The sequence below is a fragment of the Okeania sp. SIO3B5 genome (assembly GCF_010692555.1).
In the GTDB taxonomy this organism is placed as follows: Bacteria; Cyanobacteriota; Cyanobacteriia; order Cyanobacteriales; family Microcoleaceae; genus Okeania.
Genome location: NZ_JAAHHG010000240.1, coordinates 1 through 14377, shown reverse-complemented (window position 1 = coordinate 14377; position 14377 = coordinate 1). Strand labels below are relative to the sequence as shown.

Annotated in this window: 10 protein-coding genes and 1 pseudogene; 8 read left to right on the top strand and 3 right to left on the bottom strand. The window is 35.5% G+C overall.

Features of this window, described 5'->3' with window-relative positions; all coding sequences use genetic code 11:
• Positions 1 to 307: 307 nt before the first annotated feature.
• Entirely contained in the window at positions 308 to 727 is a 420-nt protein-coding gene (locus F6K54_RS25865) for a hypothetical protein (RefSeq protein ID WP_293083872.1), read from the top strand.
• Positions 728 to 1027: 300 nt separating this feature from the next.
• Positions 1028 to 1240 (top strand): hypothetical protein, encoded by a 213-nt coding sequence (locus F6K54_RS25860; RefSeq protein ID WP_293083870.1) that lies wholly within the window; start codon positions 1028 to 1030, stop codon positions 1238 to 1240.
• A gap of 1003 nt (positions 1241 to 2243) precedes the next feature.
• On the opposite strand, the gene F6K54_RS25855 is transcribed toward F6K54_RS25860, so the two are convergent.
• Both F6K54_RS25855 and F6K54_RS25850 read right to left on the bottom strand, forming a co-directional pair.
• Positions 2244 to 4253, bottom strand: a complete 2010-nt coding sequence (locus tag F6K54_RS25855; RefSeq protein WP_293083868.1) for an FAD-dependent oxidoreductase — start codon at positions 4251 to 4253, stop codon at positions 2244 to 2246.
• Between the two features lie 144 nt (positions 4254 to 4397).
• The gene (locus F6K54_RS25850) at positions 4398 to 5423 is read right to left on the bottom strand and encodes an acyltransferase (RefSeq protein ID WP_293083865.1); all 1026 of its coding nucleotides are present in this window, start codon (positions 5421 to 5423) and stop codon (positions 4398 to 4400) included.
• Positions 5424 to 6141: 718 nt separating this feature from the next.
• On the opposite strand from F6K54_RS25850, the gene F6K54_RS25845 reads away from it, so the two are divergent.
• Positions 6142 to 6315 (top strand): hypothetical protein, encoded by a 174-nt coding sequence (locus F6K54_RS25845; protein ID WP_293083863.1) that lies wholly within the window; start codon positions 6142 to 6144, stop codon positions 6313 to 6315.
• 40 nt (positions 6316 to 6355) lie between these two features.
• On the opposite strand, the pseudogene F6K54_RS43865 reads toward F6K54_RS25845, so the two are convergent.
• Positions 6356 to 6578, bottom strand: a pseudogene (locus tag F6K54_RS43865) (sensor histidine kinase); the annotation flags it as partial.
• Between the two features lie 270 nt (positions 6579 to 6848).
• Here F6K54_RS43865 and F6K54_RS25835 point away from each other — a divergent pair.
• The 5 genes from F6K54_RS25835 (at position 6849) to F6K54_RS25815 (ending at position 13587) form a co-directional block, all read left to right on the top strand.
• Complete coding sequence (locus F6K54_RS25835; protein ID WP_293083858.1) at positions 6849 to 7043, top strand: hypothetical protein; 195 nt, start codon at positions 6849 to 6851, stop codon at positions 7041 to 7043.
• 137 nt (positions 7044 to 7180) lie between these two features.
• On the top strand, positions 7181 to 8149 hold the full coding sequence (locus F6K54_RS25830) for a DUF362 domain-containing protein (RefSeq protein WP_293083856.1): 969 nt from the start codon (positions 7181 to 7183) through the stop codon (positions 8147 to 8149).
• 478 nt (positions 8150 to 8627) lie between these two features.
• On the top strand, positions 8628 to 10163 hold the full coding sequence (locus tag F6K54_RS25825; protein ID WP_293083855.1) for a CheR family methyltransferase: 1536 nt from the start codon (positions 8628 to 8630) through the stop codon (positions 10161 to 10163).
• Between the two features lie 358 nt (positions 10164 to 10521).
• Positions 10522 to 11604 (top strand): chemotaxis protein CheW, encoded by a 1083-nt coding sequence (locus F6K54_RS25820; protein ID WP_293083852.1) that lies wholly within the window; start codon positions 10522 to 10524, stop codon positions 11602 to 11604.
• A 531-nt stretch (positions 11605 to 12135) separates the two neighbouring features.
• The gene (locus F6K54_RS25815; protein ID WP_293083850.1) at positions 12136 to 13587 is read left to right on the top strand and encodes a methyl-accepting chemotaxis protein; all 1452 of its coding nucleotides are present in this window, start codon (positions 12136 to 12138) and stop codon (positions 13585 to 13587) included.
• Positions 13588 to 14377 lie beyond the last annotated feature (790 nt).

Genomic DNA, 14377 nt, shown 5'->3' with positions numbered 1-14377 from the left:
TAAAAAAATTCTTCAATCGTCATAACTATGCTCATCTTTGTAATTCTTTCTCCTCCTGACTCCTGACTCCTGACTCCTGACTCCTCCTAACTTAACCATTCTATGGCTGTTTAACCGGATTTGATATCACTGATTATCCGAACATGATATTAGTAAGGAATCTGCTGTATCTTTTTGCCGAAAAGCAACGTTGAAGGCCCCCGTGTTTTAACCGGAGGATGAAAACAAGGGAGTCGTTTAGACTAGACAACTTTAGTTGTCCTGTGCTATTATTACTTACAATAACTTTTCGGTCTGACCGTTTCAAATGTACTGTTGTCAACAAGTTTTAGTAGGTAAAAATCCTAAATTAATTCCCATTTTAACATTATTGAATGAAGTCAAATTAGGAAAAAAAAGTAATTCAGAATTTGTACCAATTCCTACAGCTAGACTCAAAGAAAGAATCGCTCAATTATGTGAAGAGTATGGGATTATATTTATAGAAACTGAGGAAAGCTATACAAGTATGGCTTCATTTTTAGATGGTGACAATCTTCCTAATTATGGTGAAAAACCCAATGATTGGAAACCGTCAGGAAAAAGAATAAAGCGTGGTTTGTATAGAAGTAGTAATAATTGGTTAATTAATGCAGACTGTAATGGGGCTGCAAATATAATCACAAAAGTAAGCCGCAAAGCAGTAGGGGCGATTCGCGAATCGCCCCTACTTAAGCCGACTGTGTAGGGGCACTTTGACTTGTCCCCAAAGAGTATATCTTTAGGTCAGCTAAGAAAAAACGAAGGAACATGGATTTATCCTGTTGCGTAGTATCAACTTAGAATCCCTGTGACTTAAGTCCGGGGAGTAGTCAAATTTGTATAAAACTTTGTGATAGACTGTGAATGTTTATCTCAACGTTGGTTGAAGCCCCGTGTTGTCTTGTAGAGCAGCGTCGGGAGGATTTCAAATGAGTTCTATATTAATTAGAGAATACTCAAATATACTTAACAGCAAACAAAAGTTATTTTTTCTAGGACAGGGAAAATGTTACAAACTAAGTGCAAAAATTCTAAATTTAAGCAAGTGACGATCGATAGAACTTGTAGCCAGACATTCTCAGTTGCAATTAGAAAGCCTAAATATGGGCACAACTATAATTCATCTGTTTTTCATACATCTGTTCCTAGTTTAGTTTCTCTATTTAAAACCTCTAATTTGAATCAGGATATGGCAGCAACAATTGTCGAAGAAGTATGATCTATATTCATTTTTTCTCATATAGAACCCATTTGGTATCTTTTAGCTCTCTCCAGAAAAGAGGGAGTAGGGAGTAGGGAGTAGGGAGTAGGGAACCCACCCCTAACCCCTCCCAGGAGGGGAAGAATTGATGACACGCTCTACAATAATTGATTTTATTTTTGATGATTGGAAATATCTTTCTCCGAAAAGATATATGCTTAAGTTAAGTAATAGGAGCGGTCACCTAAATTTTTAGAGATGCCAAATGGGTTCTATATATAAATAGAATTATGTGAGGCTAGTTTAAACATATTCTAACTGGCTCATGAATCATTATAAATATTATCAAATATTTTTTTGATTCTTAAAATTAATGACCGAAAGATAAATCTAGAAATAGAGGTTTTATACTAAAATTAATGTAGAAATAAGCACTAATATCAAATCCGTTTAATTGGACATAAAAAAAAATCTCCAATTACCATAACTACGCTCATCTTTCTAAATTCTTTCTCCTCCAGAATTCTGGATTCTGTTTACCGAAAAATTGGGTTTAAAGCCTCGCCCTTGTAGGGCGACTTTTTATTTTTATGTTAAGTCAATTGAATATATGCTATCGTATTATTAGTTGCCGGGGGGCACTCGGAAACTCGTGCGCGGACGTCGAGGGAAGCGTTAGACTACCGCCAAGGAAGCAGCACCCTGTGTTAGCGACAGCTATGCGAAGCAAAGCGTCAACCCGCCGAGGAGCTATGGCTCAGTAGGAATCCCCGTGCCTTTAGGCCGGGGAGGATGTCAAGTAGCATTCCGTAGGAAATTCTGACTCCGATTTGATATACAGCGGATTCCACCTTGGTGAGGTACACCCCTCGCGGGCAAGATGCCCGCACTATAAACATTTAATATCATGTCCGGATAATCAGCGATCAAAAAACTTTATCCCTTCTAATCTTTTCTTCCCTTCTGCCTCCTGCTGTCCTAGATAACTAAAGCCTCCTGCCTTCTGCCTTTTCTGATAATACTATTTCCATTCATCCCAAGTATTATTAAAAATCGAAGTTTCAGGAAAAGCAGTTGGATTACCATTTTCCTCTAAACGACCTTGTAAAACCTCCAATTCCCATTCCTTAGAAGGAATATCATCAATCAATTCATAAGGAAAAATACCCCTATTCAAAGCAAAATCAATCGTTGTACCAGCAGCAGCACCAGCAGACCATTCAAAAGAATGAACCCGATAAGCAGCAGCAGCAATATAACTCGTAGCAATAGTCTTCCCTGCTACCAACAAATTATCAATTTGCTGAGGTATCATTGCCCGTAAAGGAATTTGAAAAGGATAAGCAGAACCTTGACCTCTCCTAATGCCTGCTCGCTCAGAATTACCGGGTGCTTCTGCCGGACTTTTGGTCATGCAGGGATGAAAATCAATTGCATAATGACCAATACCCACACTATCAGGAAAAACAGTTGCCCGAGCGCGCTGAGGCATTTCTTGCATTGAGTTAATTTGTGCATCTGGAGGTACAAAAGCAGAAACAGCTCCCCACAAATAATGTAATGTATCCGGTGCTAAATTTTGCAGATAAAAATTATCCCGAAAATTCTTTCTCGCAATATCAACCTCTGCCACCACAAAACCTTCTGGATGAGTCTTTCCCCGACGACCAATAATACGTCGCCCCTCTCGCATATAAGGATATTTTGACAACCCGTGAGCTGTTCCCATGGGTGCATCAAACCCACTCAAAAAACGATTATTAGGATGCTTTTCTTTTACCCCTGCTCCCAACTGAGAGTCAGTCGTTCCCTCAACTAACCAATGGAAATAACCAAGAGCATTTTCCTCACCCCGACGGAGGGTTTCCACACGCAAACCACCCATCCAACCACCCGATCGCAGTTGGCCTGTAGATTGCAGTTGGTTTCGACTGTAAATTAAGTTGTCGTCGCGGTTTCCAGGGCGATAGTCATTACCCCAAGTCCAATTTTGCATGGAAATATCGCCGGGAAAAATTGTTCGTTTTTTGTAGTCTCCTGGTTGCGGTGCGTCTGGTTTCACTGACCAAATTTGACGATAGGTGAAAACTAGGGGGAAACTAGCTAATCTTGATAATTCATAACTATAGTAGGGAGCATACTGAGAATAAAAGGGTGGTTCCACATGGGTTTGAGGCGTTTCGGTTGCTTCCATGGCGAAGGTGTAGGTAAAACCTTGAGTGCAGTAGGAGTCTCTGGTCTCAACAGGGGATGAGGGGTCAAGATAGGTTTGTGGATCGATACCGAGACGATAGGGAACGTCTGCTAGGGCAATAATTTCTCCGGTTTCAGTTGCTTCGACAACATACCAATCTGCACCACCTGTTTTTTCTGAGGAAGGTTGGGGTACAAACTGAATTATGGTTTTGTCGAAACGCGCTGAGTTTTGGTAACGGTAAGCATCTTCAATAATTTGAGATAAGGGTTCGGTGTTGATGGGTGGGGTGCCTGCTGCTGGTTGATGTTGGATAGCGATCGCTCTATTGATTTGATTATTAGAAATATCTAACTCTTTCACAACAGTATTGGGAAACCATTTGAATGTTCCTCCACCTTTTTTTGCAGCATCCTGCAACATCTGAAATAGAATACCGTGACCATCGTAGGGCATAAAACAGGAGACACTTACCCAACAACCACCGGGATTTAATCTACCGTATTTTTCTTCGATACGTTCCCGTAATTCTAAGTAACCACGGGGATAAAAGAGGAGACTGCGTTGAGTACCGCGTTCGTCAAGAGCGGAGGTGCCTTGGGAAGAAATTTGACCGCCTACCCAGTCGGTAATTTCGGTGACACAAACGGTGCGTCCTGCTAATAATGATTCGTAGGCAGTTGCTGCTCCTGACAAACCGCCGCCGATGACGAGTATTTCGCAGGTTTCTTCTTGATCTGGGATACGGGGTGGCGTTGCTAACGCAGGGGCAATAGTTGGAGTTAGGGAAAATAAGCTGAGAATTAGGCTGATTATTGGTTTGGTTTTTTTGAGCATAAATAAAAAAATTAAAACAGGACTTACCCAGAAACTCTACTTATAGCGAGTGCGAATACCATTCGCCCCTACAGATTTTACTTTAAAAGTCAATTTGCGTAAGTCCTGTAAAAGTAAAATTTGAAATGTATAGCAGTTTGATGTTTATCGGGTGAGCAAGTTTCTCAAAGGGGTTTTGCTCAGAACCTTGATGAATATCAGCGAAACTAGAAAAGTCATCGGGATAAGTGTCAGATCTTGAAACCAAGCATTTATCTTCAGAAAGCCATACAAGTAACGCAGATAAATAATGATTATATAATGGCAAAGGTATATTCCCAAAGTGTATTTACTCAGTTCAACTAAACGAGTATTTGCACCAAATTGAGGAACTGCCAGTAAAGTAAAGAACATTCCCATCGCCCATATTGGGGTGCCAAGTAAAAAGTCGTGCCCCTCAAATTTCATTCCCCATTGAATCAGATAAAAAGCCTCTGTAAAATGTAAAACCGTTCCGAATGTCATAACTATAAGTGCTGTTTTAAGTGGCAAGGCGAAATTTTTTCGTCGGAATTCATACCCTAAAACAACTAACAAGGTACTAAAAAATGGTCCAAGTCTTGTGTTAAACGGTGCTTCCAACCCAAATATTGGTTGGTAGCTACCTGCCATCAAACCGTAGATATATAGTGCTATAGCAATTAATACAATTAAATTACAGGCGTTAAGTCTGATCGTAAAACTTATAATTACAAGGGCACAAATTAGAGCAAGTAAGAACCACAGATGTACCTCTCCTCCTTGAAAAAGTAATTTTATTAATGGTTGTCTAGCTAGGCGTTGCCAATAGTTTATTCTCTCAATAAGATAACCTCTATATAAAACTTGGCCGATATTCCTAGGTATTACCAGATAAATAGCACTCCAGATTAGCCAGAGTTTGAGAAGAGGTTTGCTGTAATCTGTCAGTGTCTTAAATGGTTGAGCAGCTAGCTTTGGTTGAATGAAGTAACCTGATAATATAAAGAAGAATGGAACAGCAAAGCGACTTGCTTGGTTTAATAACCTGGTTATCCAGGGTTGGCCGTCGATTAATATGAGATTGTGAAAAACTCCAGTGTGAATGGTGATAACGCCAATAATGGAAATAATACGCCCTAATTCCAAGCTGGATATGCGTTTTGTCTTCATACATAATTAAAAATATGCTAAAATATGCTATATATTTTAGCATAAAAATTAAAATTCAAAATCAAAATATTTGATTTTAGAACTAAGGACTAAAAAAGTAAATCACCTTACTATAAGTAACATATTACAGCACTTCTAGCTGTTATTAAGTACACATTTAGAGGTCAAGATGCGCACACCACAAGGTTTTTACCATTCAAACTTGTGCTTCATTTGTGCTAAATCTGCTGTATAGTTGAAAATGCAATTTTAAGGTTAAACTATCGGCTAAATCTTATCATAAATCAATAAATATAATCAGGAGATAAACTATGACTAATTAATCTGTCTTACCTAAATAAAAAAAATCAGAAACCATGAATTAGGGTTTGCTGAAAAAGTCTTATGGATGAGGGTAGGAGACAGGAGACAGGAGACAGGAGACAGGAGTTAGGGGTACTTAGAGGAGGTAGGAGTAAGAATTGTAAGAATAATTTTTCTGCCCAACTATGAGCCTAAAATACTAACTTTTTGAGGGTTTTAGACGTGATACAAGGCACTTTTTAAAGGCCCCAAAAAGGCTAAAACCAATATCATATCAAATCCGCTTAATTGGACATAAAAAAAATCTCCAATTGCCATAACTACGCTCATCTTGTCTGATCTTTCTTCTCCTGAATTCAGAATTCTGAATTCAGAATTCAAGAGACTTAACCATTCTATAACTGCTTAACTGGACTTGATATCAGTCAATACTTTTAGATTTAATCAGCAAGCCCTAATTAGACTAACAGAAAACCAAAAAAGTTGCCTCATCTATGCTCATATTATTTCTGGAGCAATTTGGTTTGGTACTGCCCTTTCTATACTGGTTATTGTCGTTAGTAATTTTAACACTAAAAATAGCGATTAACTTTACGCAATTAACTCACTTATTAGATCATTAGCAGAACTTAAATACCAATAGGAATCTCAATCACAAATTCAGTACCCTTACCCAGTTGTGAATAACAACTTAATTTTCCATCATGTTTTTCTTCCACAATTTGACGAGCGATCGACAGTCCTAAACCTGTTCCTTTCCCCACTGCTTTAGTTGTAAATAGATGGTTAAATATTCGCTTTTTTTACCTCTTCAGACATTCCACAACCATTATCTTGAATTCTAATTTTGACCAAAGGTGAAAAGTAAGTATACTACTTCAATATTATTCTTAGTCAGTTGTTTGAAACAGTCGGTCCCTTAGAAAATTAATTTTCAGGGATTTTTTTGATAGATAATTAATAGTGATATTGGTCACGAAAGTTATTTATCTATTTCACTTTGTCATAAGTTATAACTCACTCTTCACAATACGGAAAAATCACTCTTTGCTCCAACTGTAAGTCACCACCATAACACCAAAAAACAGAGATGATAAAAGTGTAGAGTTCAGGGTAAATCTCATGCCTCAAATTAAATTACTCCCCGGCGCAATAAACGAAATTATGGTTTCTGTAGCTGACAAATGTGTTCTAACTCAATCAGACCGTTATGGCCTCATGGCTGCAATATTGGATGATTCTCTCAGTGAAGAAGACCGTGGCAGTGTTGATAGATTGTTACGTTCTGTTGTGAAAGGACGGGTGAAAGTAGCATAGAGTTGTCTATCCTGACTCATGTCCAATTTTTTCTGGCACTTCAGTAATTAACAATTAATAATTACCTCTAATTTGAAAATCGGCATATAATAAAAAGGTTACAAAATTCTCTCAAAACAAGTTCAATAAAAAAAATCATGTCTACTGTCAGTTTAATCAGGACTAATTCCTATCAGATAAATGAATTAGAAAAATCTATAGAGGAACTTTTAGAACCATTAGGGGGAATCAATACCTTTGTCAAACCTGGCGATCGCGTCCTACTAAAACCAAATTTGCTCACAGGTTCTCGCCCAACAAAAGAATGTGTAACGAGAAGAGAAATAGTTTATTGTGTAGCTAAAATTGTCAAAAAAGCAGGAGGCAAACCTTTTTTAGGCGACAGTCCAGCTTTCGGTAGCGCTCTGGGTGTTGCAAAAGCAAATGGTTATTTATCATTGCTCGAAGAACTTGACTTACCAATAGTTGAGTTTCATGGCAAACGTTACGACACAGTTAGTCAAGAGTTTAATCATTTGCTATTAAGTAAAGAAGCAATGGCTGCAGATGTAATAATTAATTTACCTAAGCTTAAATCCCATGTTCAACTAACTATGACAATGGGAGTAAAAAACTTATTTGGTTGTGTCCCAGGAAAAATGAAAGCTTGGTGGCATTTAGAGGCGGGTAAAGATGCTCGCCGTTTTGGAAAAATGCTGGTAGAAACAGCAAAAACAATTAATCCAAATTTGACTATTATTGATAGTATTATCGCTCACGAAGGTAATGGCCCTATTGGTGGAGAACCTCGGAAATTAGGTATTTTAGGGGCTTCGACAGATGTTTTTGCTCTCGATAAAACATTTTTAGAAATTCTCAAAGTAAATCCGGCAGAAGTTCCAACAGTGGCAGCTGCTCGAGAAATGGGATTTTGTTCTGATTTAAAGAAGGTTAATTTTCCATTATTACAACCTGCTGAATTGGAAGTAGAAAATTGGCAGTTACCCACAATTAAGAAACCTATTGATTTTGGAATTCCACGCATAGTTAGGTCTACTTTTAAACATCTATACGTTAAGTTTATTCAAGAACCAATGAATATTTATATCAATCCTAAATCATCTTGAATATAGATGAGGTATCATGGAAAAGTATAGTAGTGGACTGTTTCATCTTAAATGTTGCATTAGAAAATGGGGTGATGGGGGGATGGGGTGATGGGGGGATGGGGTGATGGGGGGATGGGGTGACGAAAAAAAGCGCTCTGCACTATTTTAGGTGAAACAATCCAGTAGAAGAAGAAGGAGGAGGGAAGAAGGAAGAAGGAAGAAGGTGTTTACTGAATAATTAATTACTTAAGTAGCACTCAGCACTCAGCTAGCCTCCTGCGGAGGAACTGCGGACTTCAGCTATCAGCTTCTCAAGGTGTATAATGGGGGATACTCAAGAGAAGCCACTCCGTGTCTACAAACCCCCAGAAAAGGCGCACCACTAATTTTTTAAATATAGCGATCGCAAAAATATCATCCCTTTGAATCTTTCTTTCCCTTCTGCCTTCTGCCTTCTGCCTTCTGCCCTCTGCCTTCTTGATATTATTCTATAAAAATGAATGGAACTCTATTAAAAAAATTTATTCAATTGATTGCAGATTATGTAGGTTTGCAGATTCGAGAGCAAGATTATGATGGTTTATGTAATAAAATATTTGTGCGGATTAAATCACTAAAATTATCTGGGCCTGAGCAATATTATCAACTTTTAAAAAGTCAAAATAAAACAAGCAAAAATGAATGGGAAAATTTCATAATATTGTTAAGTGTGACTGAAAGTTATTTCTTTAGAGACCGGGGACAATTTGAATTATTAAAAAATGTTATTTTGCCGGGAATTATTAAGTCGAAAGAAGTTTCTAATGAAAAAGTATTAAAGATTTGGAGTGCAGGATGTTCGACTGGTGAAGAACCTTATTCTTTAGCTATTATTGTTCAAGAATTAATACCTAATTGGAAAGACTGGAATATTTTGATTTTAGGAACGGATATTAATGAAGTAGCACTAGGGAAAGCAAGAGAAGGAATTTATAGTCATTGGTCGTTTCGTTTACTAGAAAAGCAAGTACAAGATAAATATTTTGATAAATTTCAGGGAAAATGGAAGCTTAAAGAACAAGTTAGAAAAAGGGTTAAGTTTGACAAGATAAATTTAGTCAGAGATAATTTTCCTGGTTATATTGATTTGATTTTATGCCGCAATGTATTTGTATATTTTGAGGCTAAATCTATACTATTGGTAATTAATAAATTTTATAATTCTCTGAACAAGGGAGGGTATTTAATGACAGGTCATGCTGAATTATATGGTCAACTAATTGATAAGTTTCAGGCGATAAATTTTCCAGCATCTTTAGTTTATCAGCGCGTGCATGATTGGCAATATAAAAAGAATTTAGCTGATGATAGTTTTTCAATAATTGGAGGTAATTTAATATATATAAATAAAAATATAAATAAAAGTCTAAACTCTGGATTAATTAGTTCAAAGTCTAACGTTCGTGTTTCTAGTAATTCCGATATTTGCTATGATACGAATAAAAAAATATTATTTGAACTAGGCTCAAAAAAAAACGTTCGAGAAGAAATAAATAGTAACTATTCTGTTGAATCAGACCGGAATTTACTAGAAGCAGAAGCATTATTTGAATGTAAAGCTTATGTTGATGCAATTAAAAAGGCAGAGCAATTTATTAATTTACATCCGAAAAGTTTTAGGGCATATAAGTTACTTGCTCAATTATATGCAAATTTAGGTCAGTATAAATCTGCTACTTTTTACTGTAATAAGGCAATAGAAGTAAATTATTTATCAGTATATCCTTATTATTTGTTAGTTAATATAGCAGAGGAAGAAGGGGATTTAAAAAAAGCAAAAATGTTGTTAAAGCAGATAATTTATCTTTCTCCATTAGAGATACCTGCTTATCTAGAACTTAGTTCTATATATGAAGCACAACAAGATATTACACGAGCTAGAAAGATGAAAAATACAGCTCTAGAACTACTGAAAAAATTACCTAATGATGCTACTGTAGAGTATAAAGGAGGAATTAAAGTATGTGAGTTGATAAAATATTTAGAAATTTAGAAAATGGGCGTTGCTGAATCAAGGGATGAATCTTTTTTAAACAGGTAAATCTCATCCTTAATACTTCTTTTTTGTCTAAGCATACAATTCATCCCACAAATATGCAACGCTTCTCCTTCTATTCCTCTTTCTTCTTCTTTCTTCCCTCCTGACTCCTGACTCCTGACTCCTGACTTCCCCTCCTGGGAGGGGGAGGGGCGAGGGGTGGGTTGACTCCTAATATCATGTCCGGTTGAATACTTACACTTTGGAGGAGGTAAGGCAGCGGGAGCTGGAGGCAGCAGGCAGAAGGAAAGAAAAGATTAGAAGGGAAAAGGTTTTTTTATCACTGATTATCCGGACATGATATAAGTAATTGATGGAAAATAAATCATATCTGATATTTTTACATAATAACTGTTTCTATGGAATAGAAGCATTATCTGTTAGAGAAATATTTTTATTGCCCGAAGTAACAGCGATCGCTGAAATTCCAGATCCTATTATTGGTGTGATTAATTTGAGGGGAGATATATTACCTCTGATGGATCTAAATATTCGTCTAGGATATCAGCAAAAAGATTATTCTTTAACGGATAATGTGGTTGTTATTGAATGGCAACAATCTACTATTGGCATTATTGTAAATGAAGTTTATGAAGTCAAAAATATTCCAATAACAGACATAACAAAAGAACTATATAGTTATGGAAATGATAGGCATAATAAATCGCATTTAGTCACAGGGTTGGCTAAATTGGAAGAAAAATTAGTTATTTTACTATCTAGTAAGAATCTAATTCAGTATATAGAAGCTCCTGAATTTTCTCTAGATAAGTTCCAAAAAATAGATGCTTCTCTTAAAAAAGATTCTTCAGAAAAAAGTACAGAACATCAACAACTTTCAAGGTTAATATTTGGCTCAAACGCTACATCAAAAGAAAGAGGTATCTTCCAAGAACGAGCAAAAAAAATGAGATTATCTACTCAGATTCAAGATGTTAGTAACTTGATGCCACTAGCAGTAATTGGTTTAAATGAAGAATATTTTGGAATTGATTTAAAAGTAGTACGAGAATTTACTTACGTTCACAAAGCTACTCCTATTCCTTGTACTCCAGAGCATATTTTTGGTAATATTAATTTACGGGGTGAAATTATCACTTTAGTAAATATTCGTGGGTTGTTAAATATGAAGATTTATCAAACCAAAAATAACAAAAATCAAGCATTAATTTTTGAGGTAGATGATTTTGTTGGTGGTATTAGAGTAGATGAAATATTTGATGTTATCTATCTCGATCCTTTAGATATTAAATCAATTCCTGCGACTATTAATCACGATAAAATTCACAATGAATATTTATTGGGAACTGCGATGTACCGAGAAAAAATGATGAGTATTATCAATTTTCAGAAAATTATTACACAGAAAGGCTTAGTTGTTGAACAAGAAGTTTGAAGAAGGCAGAAGGCAGAAGGCAGAAGGCAGAAGGTCTAATTGTATGGGGATAGTCAATGACTGGCCACTCCGTGTCTTATAACCTCAAACAATTTTTAGCACCCCTGTTGACTGTGGGGTATTATATAAAATCCGGTAACATCGGTGTAATAAGATAGTGAATTAGAATTCAAAATTCAGCAATTCTGCAATCCAGAATTCAGAAGGGAAGAGAACTCAGAATTCTTTCCGCTCTGGGTGAAGATGGAATATTTTTTTTATACCGAATTAAACGGATTTGATATTATACCAAATTGATAAATTTTTGCTACAAATAGCTAGGACATTTCTTAGGAGTCAGGAGTCAAAATGAATAGCTTTAATAGCAGTTTTTAGGTCTGAATTTATCTTTTTCGTCCAAAAGATATCTCCTATAAAGTATTTTAATTGCCCTTATTATTCGTAACATTCTTTTTTCAAATTGGTATTAAACCCGCAACATAAAAGATAATTTTGTCAAGGATAAATAATTAAATAATTACTAAAAAACTTATGTTTGAAGATATCAAGTTAAGAACGCGTTTATTGTTAGGATACGGAGTCCATGTAGTTTTATTTCTAGGACTAACGGGAGTCATGTATGGAACTACTACTAAAGTATTAGGAACTTTAAAAGAAATTGAGAAAGTACAAGCTGTGGTTATTGATGTAAATAAGGCAACTCTATATGGGGAAAAAATGGTGAGAAGTTTTCGTGGTTATTTAGCTGTTCAAAATGAAGTATTTCTTGAGGAATATAATGATGGTGCAAAACTTTTCGATATAGCTATTGAGTCTATAGAAAAATTAATTAACACTCCAGAGCAAGAAGAGCTTTTAAACAAAATGAGGGATACTAAAAATGATTTTCAATTCTTTGCCAATCAAGTTATAAAGTTAGTAAAAGAGGGCAAACAAAATGAAGCAGTAAGTGTATTTAACACTGGAAAAGGTAAAGAATTTGTTGATGAATTTGAAAGACTAAGTAATAAATTTTCTTCCCTGGAGAAAATAGAACTTGAAGAGGAAACACAGGGAACACAAAAGAATTTAATTATATTATTATGGCTGCTAAGTATAGGTTCAATATTGTTGATTTTCATTTCCATAAGTGTAGCAGTAAAAACTACAGGTAATATTAGTAAAAAAATTAATCAGGTAACTGAAAATATAGTCAATTTTTCTACAGGAATTTCTACCACAATAATTCAGCAGGAACTTACTGCTGCTCAACAAGCTAGTTCTGTAAATGAAACTACTACAACCATGGATGAATTAGGTGCTTCTTCTCAAACTACAGCAGAACAAGCTACAGCGGCAGTAGCAGCTGCAAAAAAGGCTTTAAGTTTAGCTGAAGAGGGAACAGAAGCAGTAGATATAAGTTTAAAAGGTATGGCTTCTTTAAGTGAAAAAGTGGGAGCTATCTCTCAAAAAATTGCTCGGTTAAGTGAACAAACAAATCAAATTGGTAATATTTCTCAGCTCGTTAGTGACTTAGCAAATCAGACTAATATGTTAGCACTAAATGCTGCAGTAGAAGCGGTTCGTGCTGGAGAGCATGGTAAAGGTTTTACTATTGTTGCTAGTGAAATTCGTAAATTAGCTGATGAAAGTAGAAAGTCTGCAGAAAAAATTTATACATTAGTTGCTGATATTCAAACATTAATTAATTCTACTGTTATGGCAACAGAAGCAGGTACAGAGAATGTAGAATCAGGAGTAAAAATTTCTCAACAAGCAGCGACAGCTTTTAATGGTGTTAAAGAAGCAATTAATAATGTAGTTTTAAATAATCAGCAAATTTCTTTTAATGTTAAACAGCAAGCGTTAGCTATTACGCAAGTGGTAGATGCAATGAATGAATTGAATACGGGAGCGCAAGAAACAGCTAGTGGTTTAAGGCAAACTAAACAAGGAGTTCAAAAGCTTAATAAAGTGAGTCAAGAGCTAAAGTCTATAGTTTAGAAAGGGAATAGGGAAAAATCATTAATAATTAATAATTAATTATTAATAATTAATTATTAGGGCTTGCTGATTAAATATCAAAGCATTGACAAATAAAGGTTTTTATGAGCTGCTTGCAGTACAAGCTTTTCAAGGAATTATCAATATCACAAAATATTCATATTATACCATTTTGAAAAAAGAATGTTACGAATAATAAGAGTCATAAATAAACTTTTGAATCAAGTCTATTTGACGAAAAAGATAGCTTAAAACATCAAAAATTGCATTAAATATATCCATTATGAATTCTGGATTCTGAATTCTGGATTCTAAGAAATACCCTAGCTATTTGTAGCAAACATTTATCAAATTGGTATTATAGGTTTTCTTGCTTAACAATTGGAATGTATTCTAGTTACTAAATTAATCTAAAAGGCTTTCAGGGCAAAAGGATCACAAAAAATACTATTTGTCAATGATTGTTAAGATGAGCTTACCCTGTTGACTGATATTGGTTTTAGGCTTTTTATGTCTTGAAAAAGTATGAACTTTTCAGTTGCTCAGGTTAAAAAAGTGAGGATTTTCGGGTAGCTATAGCATAAAAATCACTCTTACTATTGTTTTGGCCACTGACTCTGTAATTCCCATTTATTCTACGTCCTAACTACTCCCTTGAGGGTTATACCAGATTGATAAATGTTTGCTACAAATATCTAGGGTATTTCTTAGGAGTCAGTCCTCAGGAGTCAGGAGTCAGAATGGATGGCTTTAATACCATTTTTTAGGGCGTAAATTATCTTTTTTGTCA

Coding starts and splice junctions, on each gene's coding strand:
- F6K54_RS25830 (WP_293083856.1), top strand. CDS start 7,181: ATGTCTACTGTCAGTTTAATCAGGACTAATTCCTATCAGATAAATGAA.
- F6K54_RS25865 (WP_293083872.1), top strand. CDS start 308: ATGTACTGTTGTCAACAAGTTTTAGTAGGTAAAAATCCTAAATTAATT.
- F6K54_RS25855 (WP_293083868.1), bottom strand. CDS start 4,253: ATGCTCAAAAAAACCAAACCAATAATCAGCCTAATTCTCAGCTTATTT.
- F6K54_RS25815 (WP_293083850.1), top strand. CDS start 12,136: ATGTTTGAAGATATCAAGTTAAGAACGCGTTTATTGTTAGGATACGGA.
- F6K54_RS25825 (WP_293083855.1), top strand. CDS start 8,628: ATGAATGGAACTCTATTAAAAAAATTTATTCAATTGATTGCAGATTAT.
- F6K54_RS25820 (WP_293083852.1), top strand. CDS start 10,522: ATGGAAAATAAATCATATCTGATATTTTTACATAATAACTGTTTCTAT.
- F6K54_RS25860 (WP_293083870.1), top strand. CDS start 1,028: ATGTTACAAACTAAGTGCAAAAATTCTAAATTTAAGCAAGTGACGATC.
- F6K54_RS25850 (WP_293083865.1), bottom strand. CDS start 5,423: ATGAAGACAAAACGCATATCCAGCTTGGAATTAGGGCGTATTATTTCC.
- F6K54_RS25835 (WP_293083858.1), top strand. CDS start 6,849: ATGCCTCAAATTAAATTACTCCCCGGCGCAATAAACGAAATTATGGTT.